The sequence below is a fragment of the Limnobacter sp. SAORIC-690 genome (assembly GCF_002954425.1).
In the GTDB taxonomy this organism is placed as follows: Bacteria; Pseudomonadota; Gammaproteobacteria; order Burkholderiales; family Burkholderiaceae_B; genus Limnobacter; species Limnobacter profundi.
Genome location: NZ_MQVZ01000001.1, coordinates 586,851 through 612,311, shown reverse-complemented (window position 1 = coordinate 612,311; position 25,461 = coordinate 586,851). Strand labels below are relative to the sequence as shown.

At 46.8% G+C, this 25,461-nt stretch carries 23 protein-coding genes and 2 pseudogenes; 9 read left to right on the top strand and 16 right to left on the bottom strand.

Going from position 1 to position 25,461, the window contains the following annotated elements:
* Positions 1-12 precede the first annotated feature (12 nt).
* The 4 genes and pseudogenes from BSZ31_RS02810 to BSZ31_RS02790 all read left to right on the top strand — a co-directional run bounded on the left by BSZ31_RS02810 (position 13) and on the right by BSZ31_RS02790 (position 4,819).
* Positions 13-348, top strand: a complete 336-nt coding sequence (locus BSZ31_RS02810) for a YjbF family lipoprotein (RefSeq protein ID WP_146106563.1) — start codon at positions 13-15, stop codon at positions 346-348.
* Complete coding sequence (locus tag BSZ31_RS02805; protein ID WP_105027457.1) at positions 336-731, top strand: hypothetical protein; 396 nt, start codon at positions 336-338, stop codon at positions 729-731. Before BSZ31_RS02810 ends, BSZ31_RS02805 begins: the two co-directional genes overlap by 13 nt.
* Positions 695-3,555: pseudogene (locus BSZ31_RS02800) on the top strand (YjbH domain-containing protein). The gene BSZ31_RS02805 and the pseudogene BSZ31_RS02800 overlap by 37 nt, the downstream one beginning before the upstream one ends.
* Before the next feature lie 451 nt (positions 3,556-4,006).
* Positions 4,007-4,819: a glycosyltransferase gene (locus tag BSZ31_RS02790; RefSeq protein ID WP_105027454.1), complete on the top strand. Its 813-nt coding sequence runs from the start codon at positions 4,007-4,009 to the stop codon at positions 4,817-4,819.
* 87 nt (positions 4,820-4,906) lie between these two features.
* Here BSZ31_RS02790 and BSZ31_RS17740 read toward each other — a convergent pair.
* From BSZ31_RS17740 to BSZ31_RS02715, 15 genes and pseudogenes are all read right to left on the bottom strand, one after another.
* Positions 4,907-4,987: pseudogene (locus tag BSZ31_RS17740) on the bottom strand (hypothetical protein); the annotation flags it as partial.
* 292 nt (positions 4,988-5,279) lie between these two features.
* Positions 5,280-6,425: a glycosyltransferase gene (locus tag BSZ31_RS02780; protein WP_105027453.1), complete on the bottom strand. Its 1,146-nt coding sequence runs from the start codon at positions 6,423-6,425 to the stop codon at positions 5,280-5,282.
* Positions 6,426-6,539: 114 nt separating this feature from the next.
* Complete coding sequence (locus BSZ31_RS02775) at positions 6,540-7,547, bottom strand: acyltransferase family protein (protein ID WP_105027452.1); 1,008 nt, start codon at positions 7,545-7,547, stop codon at positions 6,540-6,542.
* A 15-nt stretch (positions 7,548-7,562) separates the two neighbouring features.
* Positions 7,563-8,507, bottom strand: a complete 945-nt coding sequence (locus BSZ31_RS02770; RefSeq protein ID WP_168426821.1) for an EpsG family protein — start codon at positions 8,505-8,507, stop codon at positions 7,563-7,565.
* 643 nt (positions 8,508-9,150) lie between these two features.
* Positions 9,151-10,614: a hypothetical protein gene (locus BSZ31_RS02765; RefSeq protein ID WP_105027450.1), complete on the bottom strand. Its 1,464-nt coding sequence runs from the start codon at positions 10,612-10,614 to the stop codon at positions 9,151-9,153.
* Positions 10,615-10,633: 19 nt separating this feature from the next.
* Entirely contained in the window at positions 10,634-11,917 is a 1,284-nt protein-coding gene (locus tag BSZ31_RS02760; RefSeq protein ID WP_105027449.1) for a lipopolysaccharide biosynthesis protein, read from the bottom strand.
* Positions 11,918-11,920: 3 nt separating this feature from the next.
* Entirely contained in the window at positions 11,921-12,361 is a 441-nt protein-coding gene (locus tag BSZ31_RS17735) for a serine O-acetyltransferase (protein WP_369907279.1), read from the bottom strand.
* Between the two features lie 379 nt (positions 12,362-12,740).
* The gene (locus BSZ31_RS02750) at positions 12,741-13,430 is read right to left on the bottom strand and encodes a cytidylyltransferase domain-containing protein (protein ID WP_105027447.1); all 690 of its coding nucleotides are present in this window, start codon (positions 13,428-13,430) and stop codon (positions 12,741-12,743) included.
* On the bottom strand, positions 13,427-14,485 hold the full coding sequence (locus BSZ31_RS02745; RefSeq protein ID WP_105027446.1) for a nucleotidyltransferase family protein: 1,059 nt from the start codon (positions 14,483-14,485) through the stop codon (positions 13,427-13,429). Before BSZ31_RS02745 ends, BSZ31_RS02750 begins: the two co-directional genes overlap by 4 nt.
* A complete protein-coding gene (neuC, locus tag BSZ31_RS02740; RefSeq protein WP_105027445.1) occupies positions 14,482-15,663 on the bottom strand; it encodes a UDP-N-acetylglucosamine 2-epimerase in 1,182 nt (393 codons plus the stop codon). The genes BSZ31_RS02745 and neuC overlap by 4 nt, the downstream gene beginning before the upstream one ends.
* Positions 15,660-16,661, bottom strand: coding sequence for an N-acetylneuraminate synthase (gene neuB / locus BSZ31_RS02735; protein ID WP_105027444.1), 1,002 nt, complete (start codon positions 16,659-16,661; stop codon positions 15,660-15,662). The genes neuC and neuB overlap by 4 nt, the downstream gene beginning before the upstream one ends.
* Positions 16,658-17,296 (bottom strand): hypothetical protein, encoded by a 639-nt coding sequence (locus tag BSZ31_RS02730; protein WP_105027443.1) that lies wholly within the window; start codon positions 17,294-17,296, stop codon positions 16,658-16,660. The genes neuB and BSZ31_RS02730 overlap by 4 nt, the downstream gene beginning before the upstream one ends.
* Positions 17,296-18,444, bottom strand: coding sequence for a LegC family aminotransferase (locus BSZ31_RS02725; protein ID WP_105027442.1), 1,149 nt, complete (start codon positions 18,442-18,444; stop codon positions 17,296-17,298). The genes BSZ31_RS02730 and BSZ31_RS02725 overlap by 1 nt, the downstream gene beginning before the upstream one ends.
* Before the next feature lie 6 nt (positions 18,445-18,450).
* Positions 18,451-19,431 (bottom strand): NAD-dependent 4,6-dehydratase LegB, encoded by a 981-nt coding sequence (locus tag BSZ31_RS02720; RefSeq protein WP_105027441.1) that lies wholly within the window; start codon positions 19,429-19,431, stop codon positions 18,451-18,453.
* Entirely contained in the window at positions 19,431-19,820 is a 390-nt protein-coding gene (locus BSZ31_RS02715) for a MarR family EPS-associated transcriptional regulator (RefSeq protein ID WP_105027440.1), read from the bottom strand. Before BSZ31_RS02715 ends, BSZ31_RS02720 begins: the two co-directional genes overlap by 1 nt.
* Before the next feature lie 293 nt (positions 19,821-20,113).
* Between BSZ31_RS02715 and BSZ31_RS02710 the strand changes: the two genes are divergently transcribed.
* From BSZ31_RS02710 to BSZ31_RS02700, 3 genes are read left to right on the top strand one after another with little or no spacing between them, the layout of a single operon-like run.
* Positions 20,114-21,601, top strand: coding sequence for a mannose-1-phosphate guanylyltransferase/mannose-6-phosphate isomerase (locus BSZ31_RS02710; protein ID WP_105027439.1), 1,488 nt, complete (start codon positions 20,114-20,116; stop codon positions 21,599-21,601).
* Positions 21,602-21,648: 47 nt separating this feature from the next.
* Entirely contained in the window at positions 21,649-22,038 is a 390-nt protein-coding gene (locus BSZ31_RS02705; RefSeq protein ID WP_105027438.1) for an HI0074 family nucleotidyltransferase substrate-binding subunit, read from the top strand.
* 2 nt (positions 22,039-22,040) lie between these two features.
* Positions 22,041-22,343, top strand: coding sequence for a nucleotidyltransferase domain-containing protein (locus tag BSZ31_RS02700; RefSeq protein ID WP_240605753.1), 303 nt, complete (start codon positions 22,041-22,043; stop codon positions 22,341-22,343).
* A gap of 3 nt (positions 22,344-22,346) precedes the next feature.
* Here the strand turns inward: BSZ31_RS02700 and BSZ31_RS02695 are convergent, their stop codons facing one another.
* Positions 22,347-24,092: a hybrid sensor histidine kinase/response regulator gene (locus BSZ31_RS02695; protein ID WP_168426820.1), complete on the bottom strand. Its 1,746-nt coding sequence runs from the start codon at positions 24,090-24,092 to the stop codon at positions 22,347-22,349.
* 180 nt (positions 24,093-24,272) lie between these two features.
* On the opposite strand from BSZ31_RS02695, the gene BSZ31_RS02690 reads away from it, so the two are divergent.
* Positions 24,273-25,133, top strand: coding sequence for a hypothetical protein (locus BSZ31_RS02690; RefSeq protein ID WP_105027435.1), 861 nt, complete (start codon positions 24,273-24,275; stop codon positions 25,131-25,133).
* Positions 25,105-25,443 carry a hypothetical protein gene (locus tag BSZ31_RS02685; protein WP_146106562.1) on the top strand — a complete coding sequence of 113 codons (339 nt, stop codon included), beginning with the start codon at positions 25,105-25,107 and terminating at the stop codon, positions 25,441-25,443. The genes BSZ31_RS02690 and BSZ31_RS02685 overlap by 29 nt, the downstream gene beginning before the upstream one ends.
* The last annotated feature ends 18 nt before the right edge of the window (positions 25,444-25,461 follow it).

Sequence of the window (25,461 nt, the reverse complement as noted above, 5' to 3'; positions counted from 1 at the left end):
GGGCGTTTTTTTTTGCCCGTTGTTATCGTGTTTTTATACTCATCGATTGTGCTGAAAATTATTCGACTTCTGGTATTTCCCCTGGCCTGTGTGGGTTTAAGTGCGTGCACTACAAATTTCAAAGCTGCTTACGAGATGATTCAGGCCGTGGGTTCGCCAAGTCCCGATCGGTTTGAGCAATTTGAAATGAACCCAAACTTACAGTACTTGGAGGCGCACACCGTGGGTGCGCAAGCCATGATGGTACTTGGCTACGTGGTTACCCTAGAACAGCAGCCCCCCGTGCAAACCTGGTACGACTCGCAACGCGAATTACTGCGAACCCAAAACGGTTCATGGTGGGGTTAACTGGTGTTAAGAATTACATTAGCTCCACCCAGTACACTTGGGCTGCGCCCAACCTGCAAGGTGTGCAGCTGCCCAGCAGCAAAACATACAGCCAGCCCGATCAGCAAATTTTCAATAAAACAGTAGCACTTAGGTTTGCGCCAATTCCTCAAGCGCAGGTGAATACCAAGAATAGCGTGCTGCGCAAACGCCTTGTTGAAGCCACCAAAAACGAGAAACAAACACTGTTGTGGTTTCAGGAAATACCGCAAGCCGATAGTGATATTCCTTACAGCCTGCATGCATTTACCAGCACTGGTAGCCCCGTGTACGGTAGCCAGTGCCTTACTTCAGCCACATGTATTGAATGGCTGTACCGCTCCAACCCAATTCCCAAGCCATGAAACTAAAAACAACCGCAGCCCTGGCTTTGTTGATTACCCACTTGGGTTGGGCCCAAGCCGAAACCCTTTACACGCCCAAGCAGGGTGAGCGCCTTTCTGAATTGTTGATGCGCCAGCAATTGCTACCTGGCACAGCACGCAATGCACAGGGGCAAGCCCTGCAACTTGAAGGCATGGTGTTGCAACGCGCAGCCCTGCGCGGCAAGCAAGAATTGCAAAAAACCCAGCTGATAACCCAACTGGCCGTGATGGGCCCCAGCAAGGTGCCCGCCTATTTGCAGCCATTGGTTGATGGCTTACCAGTAACGGGCCGGCAATTGCTGCCTAGCCAAGACGGGCACGTGCTAGCCGGTAAAATTAACCTGGACCCCATTCTGCAAAACAATGACCAATTGGTACTTCAGCCCTTGGGCAACACCATCGCAGTATTAGGTACCAAGGGGCAATGTATTGCTGAGTTTAAACCTGAGGTAAGCGTGCTTGCTTACCTGGAACAATGCTTCCCCAAAAGCAGTTGGTACAAGTTTGGCGAGGGTTTTGACCAAGCATGGCTTGTTCAACCCAGTGGTGAGGTAACCCAACTCAATGTAGGGCTGTGGAACCAAACTGAGCAAACCTTGCCACAACCCGGTGCGTGGGTGTGGGCACCTGCGCGCAACAGCGGCTGGGCTGAGCAAGAAAGCTTACAGTTGGTGCAGTTTTTACAAACACAAGGGGCCTACAATCAGCCTGCCAGCACTGCAGTTCAAGCTGCTGTGGTCAAAGCACCTGCAGCGGATGCAATAGCAGCCAACAACACTCCCTTTGACTACACAGTGCGCCCCACTCGTAGCGATTGGGGCACCGTAGGTTTGTTGCAAATGCCCAGCGCCCGCATGGCCGAGGAAGGCACTATCAGCATTACAGCCAGCAGGGTTGAGCCGTATTCGCGCTACTCGTTTATTTATCAGCCTTTTGAATGGCTGGAGGCCGGTTTTCGGTACTCAATTATTACCAACCGCCGTTTTGGTTCAGATGCCTTCAGCGGCGACCGCAAGTACCAGGACAAAAGCGTAGACCTAAAGGTACGCCTGCTGGACGAAACTGCCTATGTTCCTGAAGTGGCCTTAGGCCTTAGGGATGTCGGCGGAACCGGCTTGTTTTCCAGCGAATATTTTGTGGTCAACAAACGTGCTGGAAAGTTCGACTTTACTCTGGGCTTGGGCTTCGGCAACATGGCCACCGGTGGCGGCATTTCAAACCCTTTTGGGTTTATCACTGATGAATTCGATACCCGGCCTGCGCCTGATGTTGGGGCAGGTGGCCAGGCGAACAGCAGCGCCTACTTCCGCGGCGAGGCAGCCCTTTTTGGTGGTGTTGAATGGCAAACCCCTTGGCAAGATTTGATTTTAAAAGTTGAGGTAGACGGCAACGATTATTCCAACGAGCCCCTGAACAACCCCCAAGCCCAAAGCAGCAACATTAACTATGGTGCGGTTTATCGCATCAACGATTACATCGACTTCAGTGTGAGTGTGCAGCGCGGCAACACAATGGGCTTTGCCTTGTCGTTCAAAGAAAACGTAAGCAAGTACGCCGTACCTAAAATTACCGACCCCAAACCAGTGGTGGTTACCCAAGGCCCACGCCCCACAAGCACTGATTGGGAAAAAACGCTAAAACTGGTGGAGCAGCAAACCACCTGGAATGTTGAAAGTGTCCAACAGCGTGGCAGTGAAGTACAGCTAACGGTAAAGAATGCCGATGTAACCTACCCGGCCAAGGCAGTGGACAAAGCCACCGCAGCCCTTCATGAAAACGTGGCGGAAGGCATTAACTGGTTCAGTTTCACTTACAAAAACCGTGGCGCAGACGTAGCTCAACACGTAGTAAACCGCAAACAATGGGCTGCCGACAAAACTGAGTTACCTGTTGAACAAACCAACAGCAACCCGGTGGCTGCTGTAGAGCCGAACAGCTACGCCTACAGGCCAGTGCACACCGATTACGACCCCTGGTACAACGGCGGCGTGGGCTTGGGTTACGAGCAAACTTTTGGCGGTGCCAATGGTTACCTGTTTCAGTTTACCGGGTACGCACGAGGCGAAGTAGAGTTTACCGACAGCACATGGGTAACCGGAAGAATTGACCATGTACTTGGCGGCACCTTTGACAAATTTACACAGCGGGGTACAAGCCGTTTGCCACAGGTGCGCACCAACTTCAGGGAATACTCCACCGCGTCGGATACCAAGCTAAGCAACTTGCAGTTAAACCACGTGGGCCAGCTTTCGCAAAACCATTTTTACAGCCTGTACGGCGGCTACCTTGAAAGCATGTTTGGTGGGGTAGGGGGCGAGTACTTGTACCGCCCATGAATTCACGCTGGGCGCTTGGTGTAGACGTTAACCGTGTCAAGCAACGCGCATTTGAACAAGACTTTGGTTTTAGAAACTACACCGTGAACACAGGCCATGTTACGGCTTATGTGGACACTGGCTTTGAAGACATACTGGCCACCGTTTCTGTGGGCCAGTATTTGGCAGGTGACAAAGGCGTAACAGTTGATCTTTCTCGCGTGTTTGATAACGGCGTGCGCATTGGCGCATACGCTACGAAGACCAATGTATCCGCCGAGGATTTCGGTGAGGGAAGTTTTGACAAGGGAATTTACCTGCGTGTGCCGTTTGATGCACTGTTTACCAGCACGGTGCCGGGTGATGCCAGCTTCAACTGGGTGCAGGTAACGCGAGATGGCGGGGCGAAGTTGAGAAGGGCGCTGAGTTTGTTTGAAGAAACTAGTGTAAGGAGTCCGAGAATGCTACAGTTCAAACCAGCCAATTAGATTGACACACCAATCTCTAATTGAGTCAGCGTTAACATACCATAAGCACCAAATTATTTGTTGAACATTTAAACCAAGCCTAGTTGCGCGTCTTGTTTTTTGTGAAGGCTTGTTTAAAGCCCTGGGTCAGTTAAGAAAACGTAACATGAATGAATTTTTAGCCGAATGAGATCTTGTGGATTTGTAATATAGTGTTATTTTGAAAGTTATAGATGTAAGGTCATCTTTTGTTAATGATAGTTGGCGACTGAGTGTTTACATGGCTCTAGAGTAAATCTATTAAATGATATTTTTAGATATTTGATCGTTATTTTTTTAAATAACTTGCAGCTTGGATTTTTATGAAGAAGTTTTCTTCCGATTTTTGAACTTAGATTTTGTGTAATTATTTGGTGAATAAATATTCAAAAAAAATACAAGAGTATATTTTTTGGGGTTTTGGCATTATTAGATGAGTAATAAACTTATATCTGTTGTCATGGCAACATATCAGGGCGACAGGCTGGATCATTTGAAGATCGCCATTCAAAGTATACTAAGTCAAAAATATGTTGAATTCGAGCTTTTAATTGTTTGTGATGGTCCAGTGGATTCTATAAGAAAAGAGTACTTAGAGTCCCTGCCAGATAATACCATCACAATAAACCTTCTGAAAAATGCAGGGCCATCTACAGCAAGGAACGCCGGGATTGATGCTGCTCGTGGGTTCTATATCGCCATTATGGATTCCGATGACATATCCATGCCTTGTAGACTCAGGCAGCAATTGAATTTTTTAATTGACAATGATCTTGATCTTGTCAGTAGCGATTTATCGATAATTAATTCAAATGGTGATGTAACAGGTATACGTCGAGTTCCTTATCGTCATGCAGACATAAGAAAGATGGCTGCGATAAGATGTCCCATGCATAATCCGTCAGCATTCGGAAAAGCTAGGTTATTTAAAGAATTGAAATATAATACTGCACTGAGTGTTTCCGAGGATTATGATCTCTGGGTAAGAGCCTTACTTCATGGCTATCGACTTGGAAACATAAGTAGTTCCCTTGTAAAATACAGACAAGATAAGAATTCGATTCTCAAAAGAGTTGGATTTAATTATTCAAAAAGTGATTTTTTGGTTAAATATCTTTCGTTAAAGCTTCTTCCTTTTTACCAAAGGCCTTTTTACTTATGCATTGCATTGATTTCAGCGAGTATAAGATTGCTGCCACCAAGTGTTTTTGAAATAGTTTACCGTTGGAGAAGCAAACCTAAATAGTCGGTCTAACCTAATTTCTTAAATGTTGCAACTAATTTAAATCGAGCCGATAACCACTGTGAAATAGGGAGTGGACTTGCCCCAGTATTACAGGGCCGACTCGGTATATTCTTTGCGCCATTGGAATAACTGGCTTGCAGTGATGTCCGCTTCGCGGGCTACAAAGGAAACCGTTTTACTAGCTTAGTATGTTTCCTGAACCAAAGCCAACTTCTTGGAGGGTGTCAAGCGCCGACGGCGCTGGACACCCGCAATCACTTCGACCCGTTCGGACTTGCCATCTGAACTCATGGTCGTAAACATAGATGTGTTCCAAATTCCAAGTTTAAGAAAGACCTCTGGTACTGTCATTTAGGGGGCAATTTCAGGGAGATCGTTAACAGATCAAGCTTCTGAAAAACTTGAAGTGTTGCGGACGGGATGAATTACTGAAAAAGGATGGCGGACTACCGCGGCATGTTCAAAATCTACTAATAATTGTTTGAAGCAGATCTGATAATTTGCTTTTGGCATACGACGGCGTAAATTCATGAGGTGGATTATTTGTGATTGCTGCGAAGTCAAAAGAGTCCAGTGCTTGTGCGAATTCGATTGGATTCGAAGCAAGAAATACGAAGCTTTGATCGATACCTTTCAGTCCTCGCATGGCGTGCGGATAGGCGATAACTGGGCGTGCGTTTGAAAGTGCTTCGCATACCTTAACGTTAACGCCGGCACCGTTGGCAATTGGTGCGGCGAAAACATCAACATCTGTCCAAAATTTATTTATATCATCAATGTACCCCATATAGCGTAACGCTACTCGGTCATCTCCAATGGATTTTTGAAGTTGTGATTGGAGCAATGGCATGCTCCAATCACTACCGGCAATTACTAATTCGATTGGGCGCTGGGAAAGCGGCAGTATATGTAACAATAAAAGTTCCATCGCGTCACGGTTTGGTTTCCATTTACTACCCCCTAAAAACCCAATCCGTAGACGGCCATCTTTTCTTGGTTTAACTGGTGTGACTGTTGAATTAAAGGTAGGAGGCAATATGATTACAAGTGAATTGAATAATCTATACCAATTAGCTTCGTCACTTGATATTGTAATAACGGCATTAACTGTTTTTACAGTTTTCTTTTCGTAGTGATCTATCCATGCTGTTAATATTTTTTGAATCCAGCTTGGTGCATTCGGAATCTTTTGGGAAATCAATGTCGACTCTCTGTTGTGCGATATGTAAACAACAGGTGAATTACTGGAGCGACAGGCGTATGCACTTTCTAGATGGTCAATAATTATAAGATCCCAGTTTTTAGCGATAAGGTTCATGCCTGCAACAGTCAAATTTCCGGAATGAAAGAGAACATTTGGAGGGATTCCGGTGAGTAGCGTTTTGAGTAATGCATGGCGCCAGCGAACGAGGCGAGATGAGTTTCGCTGAAGTTCTGATAATGTTGCCATTGTAACCGTACAAATACTTGTCAAATTATCACGAATAGCTCGTGAGTATGTAATACCTCCCGTGTGCTCGGAAAAACTTACTGTAGTTAAAAACAAAACTTGCAAGTTTAATCGCTCAGGTGGTTGATTTTGAAAGGATGAAATATTGGAAGTCATAATATAAAATTATCTTAATGTTTAGATCGAGACGCTCGAGTGATATATTAAAGAAGAAATTAAAAAATATTAAGATTTAATCACTTAAAATTTTTTTATCAAGGTTTGAGCGCGTCAACGTATCAAAAGTGGCCGCAGAAGACTTGCAGCTGGATAGGCTAACATCAGAGCTAAAATAACATATATCATTCCGATTGCCGGATTGGTGTATTGAAAATCTGTGGGCAAATTTAAAATCTTCATGCCAAATCCGGTAATTCCTCCAAAAAGTAGTGGATGTAGCGGAAAGATTATCAAACTATTTTGCGATAACCAATTTGTATAGTTGAATCGTGTCGTTTGAGTTGCTAGCCACAATAAGCCTCCTATTCCCCAGAATGCTGTTGGTAAATACAGCAGTGGGTGCTCCCCCCAACTCAACCCATTAAGGTCGACTCTACCATTCAACATAACTAAGAAAAAAAGACCGCTTAGCCAAGCTCCGCCCCAAAGAGGATGTGTATGCTGTTTGAAAAGCAGCACTATCCGATCTCCATACCTTGCTATTGTAAATCCCCAGCTATAGAAAAATAAAGCAATCGGCACGCAATCTGCTGACCAAAGCCAACGAGATTTCAGTATGGAACTACCATATAACCATATTAACGCTAGAAGAGTTGTAATTATTAATGTACCTTTCGTTCCAATAGCTCGATAAAGAAGACGAAACGAAGCACTCGTTAGAAGCAAAGCGGGGAAAAACCAAAGCACCAGATTTACTGTCATGCTTTCACTGGTCCCCGAGATAAACCCTCTTATAGGTGTCATGTCCAGCAAGCCTTTTAGTGAGTCTTGACGAACTATGGACGCCATTAGCTGATAACCCCATGAGAGCACATAAAAGACGAGCCATGGCAAGAACAGGGTCTTGCCGCTACGCCAGAGCCAACCATTCCACGATTCTAGTCGTAATCTATTGCTGCTTAGTAGGTAGCCGGAAATAAAGAAAAACAGCGGCATGTGAAAGCTGTAAATTAATGATATTAATAATTCCGGTATACCAGGTGCGTGCCCGATTACAACGAGAACTATTCCATAAGCCTTGGTAGTGTCTATTATTAGATTGCGCTTAATGTCTAGCATTTTTTCTTTGAAAGCTCATAAACTAATCCAACCAGGGTAGAGTTGATATGGTCTATAGGGATCCTTTTCTGGGTTCTGACCAGCTATATAAATCTGCATGATTAGCAGAATTCCCAATGTACTTAATGTTAATAAACGAACATATATATGAGGTTTTATTTTCGCTATGCAGGCTGGGAGTAATAGAGCTGCGAAAGGTAAGAAATAATACGCTAGACGACCGACAACTTCGTTTATAACTCCGCCTGTACCTAACATAACTACACCGAGCATAAAAAAATTAAGCTGACGTGTCGGAAGTGTTGCACAGCAGTGTCGTAGATAAAGTATTAAAAAAGCGAATAAGTAGTAGAGTAGGATTAGCTGTAACCCCGAAGTTCCATCTTTTTCAAGATGCCCTGAATACAAGAGTAAATATGGTTCAATAATTCCCACAAGTATTGTGGAGATCATTGGACCAATCGCCATGGCTGCGACGTACCACGTAGTCGAGACTGGGCGCTCAAACCATCTAAGGAATGGCCAGAAGAGTAAAGCAATCCATGCAGAATAGTGCAGTAATCCCGCTAGAAGAAGTAGAACTAATGCAGATATATGGCGTTTTTCAAGTACTGTTAACGCAAAAAAAACTACGGCTGCTGCCATGCTTTGCCGAACTATCGCTAGAGATACGAGGAAAAGTAGTGGTAGGCAGAAGAATCCTAAGATACTTAATGTCGGTAAAGGGCTGCACCTAATATAGCTGTAAGAAAATAGTCCAACTACTACAGCCGAACTCATCACAAAAAATGTTTGTGGTTCGCCACTATACAGCGCTATGTCAAGCATCCCTTTTGACAGTGGCTCCATGCTCATTTCCATGTATGAATTGAGGCCATTAAACGCCCACTCGAAATAGGTTTCGTAGTCCCATCCTACGTTATAGCGTAAAGCGGAAATCAGAAAGATTAGAAATGCCATGTACCACGCAGCTCTGCGACTGCGGGTTAACGCAACAGTGGGGATTGCAAGTAGGAAAAAAAAAATAATATAAATAATCATGTTGCCCTTAAACTGCAGCGATTAAGTAGGAGATTAGCAGAAATGTAGGGGTAATTCTATAAGTTGACAAAACTTGCTGTTCTATTCCTAAAAAAATGATTAAAGCAGACGCATAAAAAAATAGCGTTTTTGTGAGCGCTTTGGGTGATCGCTAAGATTACTGACAGATATTTGATAAAAAATTGACCTCAATCAGATATTTAATGCTCTTTCTAATTATTTTTCGATGTAGTTATTGTTTGTTTGTTTGTTTGTTTTGGTTCTGTGCTCACTCCAGCTGAATCAGTCTCGATGTTGGGAATGAGTTGTAATGTCTTTATAGAGTGGTTATAAATTTTATTTTTTTGAATTCTAAATCTTGAGCAAATATCTCTTACCCAGTTATACCGGTTGATTCTGGATGAAATTTAAAATTTTACTTGTTAGTAATAAACTTATTAAATCTTGTTGTTTAAATAAACGTTCCGCAGCTCGACCTGCCACTTATGGTGTGATGTGGCTACTAATTTTAAGTATTTCATACTGTTATTTTCATTTTGAGCTGTTTATTTACCAAATAGATTTACATTTGATTTAGCGATCTGCGGATTCGCCATTCAGTTAATCGATTTCCTAACCAGTTCATGGCGTACAACAGGCTTCCTTTTGTTCGCCAGCCTCTGTTCTGACTAATCGGCACTGTGTGGCCGAGTAAGCGGTAGTCCTGCTCTTGTTTGTTTCCGGTAAAACCCTTAAGTGCTACCCCTGAACGAAGCAGGAAATATGCGTACATTAGTGCTGGTTCTGGATCCAGCGGTGTGAGCGACCGCCCACACAGCTCGACTAGACATTTAAGGTCGGTAGCGCGGTAGCAAATATTCAAATGCTCATAGTACGAATTACCATAAAGAATGACGGGCTTCCCCGCAGCAACTGCCTCGGCGCCAATTGTCGAACCAAAGACCAATACTTTATCAGCGACATCCAGTACTTCGTAGCTGCTGATCGGTGATGTCGCTTCGATATAAAGGCAATTGTTGTAATCTTTGATACGCTCCCAGTTTTTTACCCAAGGGGCACTCACTGATGCCAAATTGGGATGCATACGAATGATGAAAAATACACTTTGATTCGCAGTTTCTTTCAGCAATGCCTCTACAACCTCGTATTGATTAATAGCTGCGCTAAAACTCCATTCGTCACCGATCGATTTAATCTCATCGTCAGAGGAATTAAAGATTGCGACAACAGGCTTATCGTGCGGCAAATTTGGTAAAAGCCCTTTTGACTGTTGAGCAACATATGATTGATCGTTAGTTACATCACCGGCGCGCTTGCGTTCATAAAACGAGTAAGCAACGCTAAACTTTTCATTTGTGTCTGCTGAGTGCCACAATTTTTGCATCATGCGAGTGCGTGCTGAAATTGAATGTGGAAGTGACGCGGTGTATTCTTCTACGCGTTCGTCATTGGCGCCAACCTCTACAGTAATGTAAGGAATTTGGCGGGCATCACAAACACCTATTATGGCGCGATTGATGAAACCCCGACCATTAAAAAGGTATACGGTATCTGGTGCTTTTTGATCGAATATATTATTTAAGGCATCAACAATCATTTTTGAAGAAATGAGTTGGTTCTTGAGTAGCGGAGTGGTGACTCTATTAAGGGTAATCTCTTGATCTCGCGTGCGACTAATATAAGACGAGGCGCATCCCATGCCGACGTTAACATCTCGGTAGCGATAGGTCTGAAGTGACTGCAATTGAGAACTCTCAATCTTGTAGTCTCCGGAAGGAGGTAAGGACACAGCGGTCCTTTCTAGTGCAATTGTGTTAGCTGCCCAGGCCATTCGCTTACGACAATTGACGCATGCGATTTTAGTTCCCCAAGGGTCAACCTCGCAGGCAAGCAGACTGCCATCACAGGCGTAATATTGCACGTCAGCTCCCGCACTCACTTCGCGTTGCGCAATGGCTGCCATCACCTCAAGATGGGGGCTGTAGTAAGCCCAATAGTCAAAAATTGCTACTCTTTTCTTTTGCATTGTTTCCGGCGTATTTTGTTTAGGTAGTCGTATGGGAAAGTTGGTTAAATTGAAGTGATGTAATCGTCCAGGTATGCTTGCGCCGAATGTTCCGCCATAGCGTGGCTTTACTAAGCAATACTGCAAGGGAGCTGAGAAAAAATGACCAAGCTATTGCAGTAGTCCCTAACATCGGACCCATCATTATGGCGGCAAGTAGGAAAACAGTCGTACTGATAATTGTCGCGGTAAGGATGGTGCGGTCTTGTCCCGCTGCATACAGTGCGTAATGAGGTACGTTGGCTAATGCCAATAGAACATTAGCCAGAATTAGCGGTATCGCCAGTGGCCAGGCCTCAAGCACCTCTTGTTTGTCGATAAAATCAAGCACTGGATTTAATGACACCGCGAGCACCGTCGCAATAGCTAAAGCATAAAGCATTACTCGGCGTAAAAAAGCCCGGTACAAGGATTGGAATTGCTGTTCGTCGCCTGCCTGCCAAGCTCGAATTAGGCCGGGATAGTCGTAGACCACGACAGCGGCATCAACCAATGCAACAATGGCCCCAGCTAAACCGGCGTATAAAACATATGGGCCCACGGCAGATAAGTCGACGAAATACTCAACTAAGAAACGGTCAGCTGACGAAGAAAGCTTGAGCATTAACGTTCCGACGAAAAAGATAGCGGAAACTCGTATACCTGTGCGCAAGCGTACCCAGTCTACTGGCACATTTATATTGTCATCGGTCAAGAATGAACGCATGCACCATAGTGACAATACGATGGCCAGAATGCTACTGCATAACCAAAGACTAAAGACCTGATACAACTGCAATGGGGTATTTGGATTAGTCATCCACAATACCGCTAATATCAGCACCCAGAGCCCGCTACGAATAAATAGCGCAATGCTGGATTGCAGTACTTTTCCTGAAATAATCAGAAGGCGGTTTAGCTCCTGTGCCATATGTTCGCTAGCCAGTAGCAGCAATAGCCAAATTAAAGTCTTGCCGCTTATTACACCAGCTACCCAAAATGAGAAAGCGCATGCCGACACGAGGGCGAAGGTCATGGAATAAATTAAGCACTGGTCCCGTAACAGTGGGCGCCAAGTGGACATAGGCCTTGTGACCAGATCTCGCACGTTGTATGTGTAAAAATCGAGTCCTACTACATAAACTAGATAAGTGAGCGCGGCGGCAAATAGACCATAAAAACCGAAGTCTTCTACCCGCATAGATTTTGCCAACAAAACAGCCAATAGAAATCTGCTGCCTAGCGATGCGATGCGCAAACCGAGATTGAACAAGCGTCCGGACATGCGCTATAGCTCTGCGGGTTCTAGCTGTCGGGGGAAACAGCGGGCGGGAATTCCAACCGCAATATGCTGGTCCGGGACATCGTGGAGCACCACTGCATTCGCACCAATTACCGCCCCCGACCCTACGTGGATGTTACCTAGTAACTTTGCTCCTGTGCCAACATACACATGCGAACCTAGGGTCGGTTCACCGCTATTCTGGTCTTTTTGTCCTAAAGTTACGCAGGACTGTAAGGTGACGCGATCGCCCAGCACGCTGCCTGGTCCAACTACAATAGCGCCAAGATGTACCAGGCACAATCCCGGACCTATTCGCGCCTGCGGGTAAATATCAACACCGTATTTGCATCTGGCGCGGTTGTGTAGAATATAAGCCAACACAGGTGACCAAGCATGATAAATATGACTGTAAAAGCGATAGGCCAATACAGCGCGCAAGGGCATATTGAACCAGACTTTGATGGGACGCGTGCGAGTGACGCGAATATCCTCCATCATAAAGTTTAACATTTGCGAAAATGAACTCATAAAAGTGGCTGTACGCCCCACCTTCTAAAAACTACTAGAAAATCAAATTTTGGCATAAGTTAGTTAGTCTACTCAGTCGAAAAATTTTCAAGACGACTTACATATTGATATATTTACTGAGGTTTTGGTTGATGCATCGTTCTTTTGTTCTTTGGCTTCGTGTTGTAATTTGTTTTAAAGATTCTAAGTTTGTTTTATGAAAATGTGACCGCTTGTTGAGTTTTGTAATTATTGGATTTTTTTCTAGAGCCTAATTGTTAATCTTAAAAAAGTTAATCGCATCTCGGTCACATGGTCATCTCTGTTGTGAAAGTGTGTGCTCCGCTAGTGTCCAGTCCCACTCTGTGTCTATATCGAGATTTTCTTTTGGGTTCTCAATTATTAATGGAACAGTATCGCTTCCGATAAAGTTTTCCCGTTGTCTTAGGTAATTTGGACTGGTTAGGTATATGGCCCCATTCAGTACATAAGCTGGGGTGAGATCCTGTGATCTGGTTTGTTCTTTGGTATTTTCCATGAATGGTCGAACATTGTTATCTTCCAAATAGAAACTCCACATTGGATGCGACTCGGCGGGCGAGAATGACACAATGGATCTTTGAGGGTGCTTCTGGAACAACTCGATCGCGCTACGTACGCTGGCGGTGGTGCGGAAGGGCGATGTGGGCTGCAATAGCAGCAGCCCGTCGATGGGGCCTTTCTCTTTCTCGTACCAGTTTAGGGCGTGCATGCACACTGCGATTGATGTTGCTGTGTCGGTTGCCAATTCAGCAGGCCTAAGCCACGGCACGAGTGCACCGGCTGCAACGGCAGCCTCGGCAATGGCGGGGCTGTCAGTTGACACCAGAATATCTACCAGTTCAGGCAAGCCGCGCACAGAGTCAATGGTCCAGGTAATCAGTGGTTTACCTCCCAACTCCCGAATGTTCTTGTTTGGGATGCGTTTGGAGCCGCCCCTGGCAGGAATAAGCGCTAATAGTTTCATGTGGTGCTGCCCGTGCGTTGCGCGGTTTCGTAGTCACTAGGGCGCCCAACATCTAGCCAAGGCTCGTGCATTGGATATGCCACAGTCCGCTGCTTACTGGCCTGCAATCGTTCAAACAGAGTGGGCATATCACAGCTCTCATTGCTGTTAAGAACATTCAAAGATTCAGGTGATAGTACGTAAATACCAGCATTAATGTGGGTACGCGCAATTGGCTTTTCTTCGAAGCCAATGATATCTAACCCTTGAGTTTGTACCACCCCAAAAGGATGCTGCCATTCGTGCGTTCGTACTGCCATAGTCGCTGCCGCCTGATGGCGGATGTGAAAGTCCAGTAGTTCTCCGTAGTTGATGTCTGTAAGTACGTCGCCGTTCGTCACAATAAAGGGCGCTTCTGGTGGTTGAGTCAAAAGACCAAGCGCTCCAGCGGTTCCTAAAGGTGAATTTTCTCGGATGTACTCGATACGTGCGTTCATCTTTGCGCCGTCACCGAAATAGTCTTCGACCATGTGGCCGAGGTAGTGAATAGCGAGAATGAAATGGCTGAATCCATTGGCCATGGCTCGCTCGATGATATGTTCAAGCATAGGTTTATTACCTACTGGAAGCATTGGTTTCGGACAATGTTCTGTATGGGGGCGTAGCCTTGTCCCCTTGCCGCCAGCCATAATTACCATGACGTTGGGTCTTGCCTGCTGAGTGGTGATCTGATCCCAAAGATGTAATCCAGTGACCTGCCGGTTTTCGTCCACCACTGGAATCTGTTGGATCTTGTTCGCCACCATTAACTGAATGATGGTTTCGCGCGCCATATCTGGCGGCACGACAAAGGGATTTCTGTGGATGACCGTGGTGATAGGGCTGCTCATGTCTAGCCCTCGTAGTAGCCCACGGCGAATATCTCCATCGGAAATAGTACCTTCCAACCTACCGTTGCCATCGACGACAAGCACTATTTTGATGGCAACCTTGTCAAGGTTGCTGATAGCTTCTTGAAGCGTTGCGGAGTTGGTAAGTAGCGCATGTCGCCAAGCTTTTATTTCGTGGGTATTCATTGTGGACTCTGATCTTTTTCGTACGGTAGATTATGGAAATGTTTTTTCATCAACTTCTCCAGAGGATGTTTATCAAGCACCTCGATGATCTTTTGAATTGCTCCACCTTGCCCGTAAGGATTTAATGTATTTCTAAGATTTTCCTTAAAGGCGGGGCTATACAGCGTAATGACAGCATCAGTGATCTTCGTTCTGATGGGTTCACAATGGATAACGCTCGAAGCTGCTAATCTTCCTTTCTGCCTGTCCCCTATGTTGACTGTACCTATTCCCATGCTGGGGGCCTCTGCCAAGCCACTCGATGAATTGCCAACCACCCCGTCAACATATTTCATGCAAGACAAGTAGCGGAGTTGTCCAAGCGATGAATACACTCGCGAATTAGAGTGAACAGATACAAAGTCGTCGACCATCTGGGCTAGTTCGCGCCCGCCTGTGTCGGCGTTGGGCATTGTGAAAATCAAGCCAGTGTCTTTTAGTTCGTGCAGTACGTTAAGCAGTTCCTGCATTTGTTGAGCTGAACTACCAGAGTCAAGAGTCGCCGGATGAAAGGTAATTAGCAGGTTGCGGGCTTGAAATTTGAAATCCAGACTCGCTTCTAGTTCCTCTTTGCTCAACAATGTGATGCGTTTAATTGCGTCAATCCCTAACCCGCCAACATTAAATACCCTGTCCGGAGATTCACCGAGCTGAATAACACGTCGCCGGTATTCCTCGGCAGCCACGAAGTGAAGGTGCGACATTTTTGTAATCGAATGGCGAATGGCTTCGTCAAATGCACCTTCAGTTGTCTCGCCGCCGTGAAGATGTGCAATCGGAATTCTGGCGATTAAAGCAGCAGCCGCAGCCGAAAAAATTTCGAAGCGATCACCCAGTAATACTATTATGTCGGGTGTAAGTCGTTCGTAAGCATCGGCAAGACCGATCAAACCCAAGCCCATGGACTTTGTTATGGCAGCCGCGGTGTCGGCACTTAGCAGCATTTCTACTTTCGCGTCTATCTGAAAACCGGCCTCCTCTATTTCTCGATAGGTAAGCCCGAATTCGGGTGACAGGTGCATGCCAGTTGCAATTGTTTGTAGTTGAAGGCCGGGTGCGTTTTGAATATCATTCATAAGGTAGCGCAACAGACCAAATTCGGCACGTGTTCCTGTTACTACGCATACTTTTCGCGTCATAGATCTATTAACTCATCAATGCCAAAGTTGCGCTTGGCTGTTCTCCCGATCACCAGGTCCCATTGCATTGGGCTAATGCCAGTACCTGGCCGTTTCACTGCCAGATTGTCTTCGGTAAGTAGGTCGCCAGCTTTAATTTCTTTTGCGGCAACAATAGATTTGCGTGCAATAGGTTTGTTCTTAAATTCACTGGTGCTTGGGCGCTTTATTCCATCTCCTAAAGCAACTTCTATATTCCTGATCCCCTCGATCATCGCCTTCAGTTGATGGGGTTCTAGGCTAGCTTTGTGGTCTGGGCCGGGTAGGTTACGGTCAAGCGTGAAATGTTTTTCGATGATTCGCGCTCCCAATGCAACTGCAGCGATCGGTATTTCGATGCCGTGAGTGTGGTCGGAGTACCCAACTTCAACACCAAGGGCCCGTTTCATATTAACCATTGCGCGTAGGTTTACGTCAGCCATTGGGGTAGGGTATTCGGTGTTGCAATGAAGTACGGTAATTCTTGATCTCGGTGTCCCAGCCTTTTCAATGGCTTCTATAGTCGCTTCAATTTCACCCAGATTGGCCATGCCAGTCGATAAAATTACTGGCATTCCAAATTGGGTCATATAGCGAATGAGGGGAAGGTTAGTTAGTTCTCCCGAAGGTATCTTGACTTGGTCAATGCCCAGCTCTCGAAGCATATTAAAGCTTTCTTCATCGAAGGCGGTTGAGAAAAAGCCAATTTTGTAGCGACGACATTCTTCTATCAGTATTTCGTGATCAGCCCGCGTAAGCTCAAGCTTTTTAACCATTTCATATTGACTTTCACGCTCAGCAGTCGTGGCTTTTTGGTATTCAGCTTTTGGTGCTTTTAACGAGATACTTTTGGATGTGATGAAACTTTGAAATTTAACGAGGTCCGCTCCTGCAAGAGCAGCTTCGGCTATTAACCGTTTTGCTAGTTCGATTTGCCCATTATGATTAACTCCAGCTTCAGCGATTATTAGTGTTCTCATTTAATCCTCTTGGCAGGAATTCCAACATAAACCGCATCGGGTTCACAAGTCTTTACAACCACAGAGCCTGAGCCAATAATTGTGTTTGGGCCAATACAGAGTTTTTCATCAATTTCACCTTGGTTTATTGATGCCCCGGTACCAATCCACGACAAGTTTTTAATTTGCACATTGCCTGATATGCATGCCCCAGGGGCAATATTGACGTAATCTTCAATTATCGTGTCATGGCCTACGGTACAGTTCAGGTTGAAGATGCTGAAATTCCCAATACAAATGTTGTTGGTAAACCGTGAGCCTGCACAAATGATTAGGCCTTGTCTGTCAACCAGTCTCTCTCGCTGCCCGAGACCAAAGGTTGCGCTAGAGTGTATTAGGTTTACAAACTTGAGGGAGCTCATATATTTCGAGGCTAGTTTTTTTCGAACAGAGTTTTCTCCAATTCCAATTGTGTAAGTCATGTCTCTATACTTGTAAAGATCAGTCTCGAGAATTATTTCTCCGATATTCGCGTTCAATTCCAGATCACATATGTCTTGGGCAATATAAACTGGGCTCAAGCCTTGGTCGTAGGCTATATCTGCAGTTTCTCTAGCGAAGCCAGACGTGCCGAAGATTCCAATCCTTTTGCTCATTAAGCTAACTCCTGAATTACGCTGCTGGGCAGATTTACGACACGTGCCTCTAGCCAATTAGCATTATTGAGGCCATCTGATCTGCAGGTCTGATACATCGGAAGCTTGTTCATTAATGTCCAAATCGGGCGCGTCATCACCCCGCATTCATTTGTAGCCTTCAGCAACGCATCGCGCTGCGCTCTATCTTCACAAATCACGGCATTTAACCAGTAGTTAGATTTGCAATCGTTGGGCTCTTGAAAAAACTTGAGTTCGCTGTGCTGCAAAAAGCTTTTGTATTGTTGTGCAAGCTTTCGCTTGGCTTGTACGAACGTATTCAGCATTTCAAGCTGCGCGCAACCCAACGCCGCATTTAAATTGGGCATGCGGTAATTAAAGGCTACTTCATCATGAAAAAACTCGTAAGGATGAGCGCGTTTTGCAGTGGTAGTTAGATGCTTGGCTTTGAATCCAAGCTCAGCATTGCTTAGCACCATGCCACCTCCTCCGGTGGTCATTACTTTGTTCCCGTTAAAACTCAACGTTCCCAGTAGACCAAAAGTACCAGTGTGTTTACTTTTATAAAGGCTACCCAACGATTCAGCGGCGTCTTCAATCAAGTGAATATTCCACTGCTTACATACTTCGATAAGTTCATCAAGTTTTACCGGGTGCCCAAATGTGTGCATTGGCAGGCAGGCGCGAATGGCTTGATGACTTCCTTTCAATCTGCAAGTACCATCTGAATCAAGGTGGGCGTTGTCTGCAAGCCATTGGCTTGTGGCCAACGGACTTAAGCCCATGGTGTCAAGGTCTACATCGAGAAACACGGGCTCGGCACCGCAATATCTGATTGCGTTACAGGTGGCTACAAACGTGAGTGATTGGGTAAGTACAAGATCGTTTTGTTGCACACCAGCCAAGATTAGCGCGGTATGAAGTGCTGCGGTTCCGTTGACCACAGCTGTAGCCTTTTCGGCGCCTGTGTACTTGGCCATATCACTTTCAAAGCGGTCAACGTAAGCGCCTACGCTAGAAACAAATGTGGAACGAATGGTATCCACCACATACTCTTCTTCCCGACCATTAAACACCGGAGCATGTAACGGAATAAATTCCTTGGTTTCGTACTTGGCGCGGATGAATTCCACTAACTGAGAAAACATGGTGTTTTAGACGTTGTAAATGTCGGCTTTATACTTGGCTAAATTACCTGGTTTGGTGAACCATTCAATCGTTGCCTCTAGTCCCTTACGGATAGAGTATTTGGGCTCAAATCCGGTAAGTTCTCGAATTGTCGTGTTGTCACACCACAACCGATGTACCTCTGATTTTCCGGGGCGAATTCGTTGCTCTTCTGTGATGAATTCAACGTCACTGTTCATGAGTTCCTTAATCAAGTTAAGTGTGTCTCCGACTGTAATTTCGTAATTTGAGCCGATGTTGACAGTTTGCCCAATGGCTTTGTCAGAGTTGGCGAGGTCGAGAAAACCGCGGCAAGTGTCGGCGACATAATTAAAGTCGCGCGTGGGGGAGACATCACCCAGTTTGATCTGTTTTTTGCCAGCGGCAATTTGTGTGATGATTGTTGGGATAACGGCACGTGCTGATTGTCTTGGACCATAGGTATTGAACGGTCTGGCGATTGTGAGCGGTAAATCAAAGGCATTGTAAAAACTCATGGCCATGGCATCCGCACCAATTTTCGATGCACTGTACGGGGACTGTGGTTGCAGCGGATGATTTTCATTGATAGGCACATATTGCGCTGTACCATACACTTCACTCGTTGAGGTATGTACAACACGGCTTACGTTGTTTTCGAGTGCAGCTTGGCAAATGTTCAGGGTGCCTTTGATGTTGGTGTCTACGTAGCTGTCGGGGGCGACATACGAATATGGAATTGCGATTAGCGCTGCTAGGTGATAAACGGTATCTACATTTTTGGTTATGTGCTTGCAGTAGTGAGGGTCGCGTACATCACCGTTTAACACTTCAATCTCTTTCAGGCAGTTGATGTCCTCTAACCAACCCCAGTAGTTGAAGGAATTGTACTGAGAAAGGGCTTTAACGCGATAGCCTTCCCTGACGAGAAGCTCGGTGAGGTGAGAGCCGATGAAACCATCCGCTCCTGTGACTAAAACGGTTTTCATTAGAGTTGTCCTGGGTTGTTTTTTTGCATTTTTACTGTGGATGTAGAGGTTGCTTTCAGGGTTTCTACCCTTAATATTTCAATTTCAGCCTTCAATGCCTCGTATTCTTCCATTTTCCTTTTCAGAAAGTTGCTGGTGAGCCTCGCTTTTTCAGCAATACCTCGGGGTGTAAGTACATACACATAGCCAAACTTGTTTTTGCTGTTGGCAAAGTTTTGCATTTTCACCAAGCCTTTTTCAGTCAGGGCTTTTAGGCAGTAGTTGAGCCCACCCACACTAACCCCCAGCTTTTGGGCTAGCTCGCGTTGTGTAAGGTCAGGGTTTTCTTCCAGCAACCGCATTACGCGGTAGTAGGTATCTTCTTGTAATTTGGCTTGTCGGCTAGTCATTTTTTGGGGTTTTTGGCACGCTACCGCCCTGCTGTGTAACGATCAGCAAGCGCAGGTTAACTCGTAGCTTAAACAAGTTTTGTTAAAGTTTGAACAATGATTTTAATTAAATGTTTAAATATTTCATGGCCCCCGCAATTGTGGGGTAGGGCCGTTGTGTGTCTGCGGCTGGTTTTTTTGTTAACAATAGGTAGGTTAATGGGTTCACATGGTCGACCAAAACTGTGGGTGGCTTTACTATGTATCAACGAAAGTATCAACCGTAAATCAGCATCACACTTATCGAACTGAAAATGACTCCAACGAATCGAGTAATCCCAGTCATTCTATGCGGCGGCGCAGGCACGCGCCTTTGGCCCTTGTCACGCAAAAACTTTCCAAAGCCCTTTTTGAAAGTAGGTGTTGAAAGCCTGATTGCGCAAACCGTGCGGCGTGCTGCTTCTGTTGCAAAAGCTGCTGAATCGAGCGATGTGTTGTTGGTGAGCAATGAGAGCTATCAATTCCTGCTGCAAGATGAATGCATGCCTGTGTTGAAAAGCGAAGGTGGTGGGATTGCTTTGCACCAGCTTTTGGAGCCGCAAGGCCGCAACACCGCACCTGCAATTGCACTGGCTGCACAGTGGGCGCAGGCTCGTTACCCCGGTGAAAACCCGGTGTTGTTGGTGCTGCCCGCTGATCATTTAATCAATCCCGTGGCTGAGTTTGTGCGTGTGGCGCAGCAAGCTGTGGCCGCTGCACGCAAGGGCTGGCTCACTTGTTTTGGTATTACGCCCAGCACACCCGAGACTGGTTTTGGTTACATTCAGCAAGGTACGCCTGTCGACGAAATCAACGGTGCATTTGCTGTGCAGCGCTTTGTTGAAAAACCAAAATTTGAAGTGGCCATGGAATATTTGGCCAGTGGCCAGTATGTGTGGAATGGCGGCATGTTTGCGCTGCGTGCAAGCGACCTGTTACAGGCGCTCGAAAACAACGAGCCCAGCGTGGCCAGCCAGGCGAGTGTTGTTTGGGCCAGTGCAAAGGAAACCAAAAACGCCAAGGCAAGCGGCAGCGTGTTTACCTTCAACAAAGATGCATTTGCACGATTGCCCGACATCAGCATTGACTATGCAGTGATGGAAAAGGCCAGCAATGTGGCGGTGGTGGCCGCCAGTTTTCAGTGGAGCGACATTGGCAGCTGGGCGGCCCTGGCTGAACAATGCTCACCCGACACGCAGGGCAACACGGTACAGCAGGAAGGCGAAGGCCAGTTGATTTCAATTGACAGCAGCAACACCCACGTGCGCTTGGGTAACCGGGCTGTGGCCACGTTGGGTGTTGAGAACCTGTTGATTGTGGACACGCCCGACGCTTTGCTGGTGGCTGACAAAAGCCGCCATCAGGATGTGAAAAAGGTGGTTGAAACCTTGAAGGCGCAGGGCAGTGAACTGGTGAACTTTCACCCCACCGTGCACCGGCCTTGGGGTACCTACACTGTGCTTGAAGATTCCGCAGGCTACAAAATCAAACGCATTGAAGTGAAGCCGGGTGCATCGCTTAGTTTGCAAATGCACCACCACCGAAGCGAACACTGGATCGTGGTCAGTGGCACTGCCGAGGTCACCAATGGCGAGAATGTGTTTTTGGTGCGCAAGAATGAATCAACCTACATTCCCGCAGGAAACAAACACCGCTTGGTCAACCCGGGCGTAATGAACCTCGTGATGATTGAAGTGCAAAGTGGCGACTACCTCGAAGAAGACGACATTGTGCGTTTTGACGATGTGTACGGGCGGGCTTGAATTAGAATTAAAGCCACCAGGGCGAGTATTTAGGGTATTGGGCAAATATGGAACGTTTGAATGAAAGATCAGCCGATTTTCTAAAAGCCAGTCAGAGGTTAACCGAGGCTTGTGAGCGGCCTCTGGATTCGTTCATTCGAGATTCGGTGATTCAACGCTTCGAGTTTTGTTGGGAGCTGGCCTGGAAAACACTAAAATTGCGACTTGAAGAGTTGGGTATTGTGGCCCTGAACCCCCGTGATGTTTTCAAAGAGGCTTTGGTTGCGGGGCTGATACACGATGGTAACGCCTGGAGCGAGGCCCAACGAATGCGGAATTTGTCCAGCCATACTTACGACGAGAAACTGGCGGATCAGGTGTACGAGTTTGTGAAAAACCGTGGTGACACGATGTTTCAGAATTTGGCCGGTGAAGTACGGCGCTGGAGTGAAAATTGACTGTGAGGTATGGCTTGTCGAGCCAGGTAATTGAACAGTTGAGGACTGTATTCTCCAAATATCCGACTATTGAAGTGGTCTATTTGTTCGGTTCGCGTGCCTCGGGTCACTTTAAAGATGGCAGTGATATCGACCTTGCAGTGGTTGCGTCCGCAATGACCGAGTCGAATTTTAATTCCCTGTGGAATGAAATAGATGCTTTGCCCTTGGTGTTTAAAGTTGACTGCATTCACTTTGAGAAACTGGAAAACGAAGCCTTGAAAAAAAATATTCTGAAAAACGGCGTTCAGTTTTATCCCGCTTAATTTTTATCCCGTGGTTTGGGTACTCATCAATTCACTCAAAGTACTTCGCAGTTGCACACCACTGAGCGGTTTGTGCAAAATCAGGAAGCCTGAGTTTCTGGCCTCCTGAATTCGACTGGGTGCGGTGTCTCCGGTCAATATTACAGCGGGTACATTTCCAAGTTGTGCTTGTAATGATTGTATGGCTTGCACGCCGGTGCTTTTGTTGCGCAGGCGGTAGTCAGCCACAATTGCATCTGGCATTCGGCCCCGGGCCATGAGTATACGCAAGGCAGTTTCCGCATCTTCTGCGGCAATGGTTGAACATTGCCAGCGGCTGAGCATTTCGGTGACGCTGGCGCGTACCAAATCGTCATCGTCAATCAACAACACAGTTTTGCCGGTCAATGGGGTTTTTCCGCCTGCTTGCACGCGGCCGGGCTCATCCATCAAGTGGCTGGCATTACCTGCTGGCACAGTCACATAAAACATCGAGCCTTTGCCCACGGTAGAGTTCACGCCAATGTCGTGGTTCAGCAATTTGCCCAGGCTGTGTGCAATGTACAAGCCCAGCCCCAAGCCTTTGGCTTTGTCCCGCTCGGGGTTGCCCAGTTGGTAGAACTCTTGAAACACGGTTTCTTGTGCGCTGGCGGGTATGCCAATACCGGTGTCGTGCACTTCAATCCGGATGTGCCCGCCCTGTTTGCGGCAACCAATCAGCACACGCCCCTCCGGTGTGTACTTGATCGCATTTTCTACATAGTTGCGAACAATCAGTTCAAGCAAGGCGGGGTCAGTGTAGGCGCAAGCTTTGGTTTTGGCCACGCGAATATCAAGGCCTTTGTGTTGTGCCTGGGTGGCCATTTCATTGCAAATGCGTTTAAGCAGTGGGGCCAACTGAACGTGGCGTGGCTTGGCAGTAATGGCAGCCGCGTTTATTCTTGCGGAATCCAGCAAGGCATTCAGCAGGTTGCGCAAGCCATAGCCTGCTTCCTGAATTCGATCCAGCAAACCTTTGCTGGGGTGGTTGGCCAGGTCTTCGCCCAGTGCATCGACCAACAGTTCGATGGCTTGCACGGGCTGCCGAAGATCGTGGCTGGCTGCAGCCAAAAAGCGGGTTTTGGCCACACTGGCTTGTTCTGCTACACGCTTTTGCAATGTCAGTTCACTAATCAGTTCTGCATTTTGAAATCGCAGACGAATGGACTGGATCACCATGTTCTGCAAGTTACGGCCATAGTTGATGTTGATCAACACATACACGAAGGCAACGCTGCCCAGAACCCAGAAGAAGGGTGTGTTTTCCCAAAAACAGCGAGCGATGAAAGGCATGGAGGCTGGCAGTGCAAACGCAGCGTAAGCCGGTGTGTGGCAGGCATGGGAGGACACTGCACCCGCCACCATGGCAGCCAAAAAAGTGGTCAGTACCATGAGTACCATGGGGTCGGTTGAGAAAAACACGACCCCCGCGAAGCCCCATAAAACACCCGATGCCGTAGTGAACTGAACGGCTACCTGTATCCAGTGTTGTGGGTCGAAATGTGCCCCCAGCTTGTTGAAATGCCGGCGCACCCACCAGCGCAAACCAGTGAGCATGTACACCGCCAACAGCCACAGCAGCAGCGCATTGCCCTGGCCAGTGTGCCAAAGCACTGCAACCAAGCCAGCTGAAGAAGCCATGACACCGTACAAAACAAAAGGCAAGTGCTCAAACAGAAGTTTGGTTTGCTCTCGCAGAATGGTGAGTTGGTGCGGGTCTTCGGCTTTCATAAATAGAGCAATGAGAGAGAGCAATAAGTAGTTTGCCCTAAGCATAAGTGGTGATGCGCTTGGCAGGCAATGTCTAAATGGGTGACCCCTAGTTTTTGTAACCCAAATTAGTGGTTATCACCCTGGAAAGTTTCCACGTATCTTGGGTGCCCCATTCGATTTCAGGCACTGGAGGTTTTTTTGCGTCAATCAATTTCACGCTTTGCGGTGTGTGTTGCACTGGTACTGACCGCAGCATGCGCCAGCAAAACACCCCTGCAGGTGGATGGCTTGGCCACCACCGGGAAGCAGTACACAAGCACCCTGAAAAAAGTAAACAGTTTTGCGCTAGACCACACGCTTGAATTCACCGCCGACTTGTTGCCGAACTTACCCCGCGACCATGCAACGTTGTTGGTGCATACACAAGCCATGCAACAAAGGGCGGCCTTGCTGCAAACCACCAGCGAATACTTCGACACGCAGGCGCTTTATTTTGCCGAGCTAAGCGCACTGGCCAAAGGAGACACCAGCACCGGCACCACACGGGCATTGCGAAAGCTGGTAGAGGCATTGAACAAAGCGCCTGATGTGGGTGGTATACCCCGCGTAAGCAAAGAGGCGGTGGCAGGCCTGGCTGGGCATGTGGCCAGTTGGAAGCACAGTGCGCAAGTGCGCGAAGAATTGCAACGCAGCGCAGAACCCGTGGCGCACGCCTTGTTGTTGAACCAGCACATTTTGCAAGAACAAATACAGTGGATTACCCAACGCGAGGAATTGGCCCGCCAGGTTGAATACCGCGAGAAAGTATTGAAGCCCTTTGTGGAAGAGAAAAAGCTGGGCGAAACCTGGAAGAACGCCTGGATGAAACACACGAAGCAGGTGCCCACCATTGAACTGTTGGAGCAGGCCAAAGCAGCCAGCATCGATATGCAACAGGCCTGGGTGAACGTGCTGCGCGGAGAAGGCAGTTTCGAGCATTTGCAGGGCGTTTTTGATCAACTCAATTCCAACATTCAGGCAGCCAACAACAATGAGCGCAACACCCATGACCCCCAGTGATTTTGAAGCTTTGCAAACCGATGTGCATGCCGTGTTTTCGGCTTTGTATTTGATTGATGTAGACCTGTTAAGCGTAGAGGAACGCAAACAACACCAACAGGTTTTGGCGGCTGCTTACCTTGCCTTTGTGAACGCCGAGAATGCCCGCTATACCGCTTTGAGCACCAAGGCGAAAAGCGAACTTGGCGAATTGGCTGGGCATGTAAAAACCATGCGTACGCAGTTGGCTGAACTGGAAGTCCCGAGCGAACAACTAGGCCTGTTGGGCAAAGGCCTGGATGCCTTGGCAAGGTTGGCGAAGCTGTTGTAGGTGCACAGCGGTTTTCCT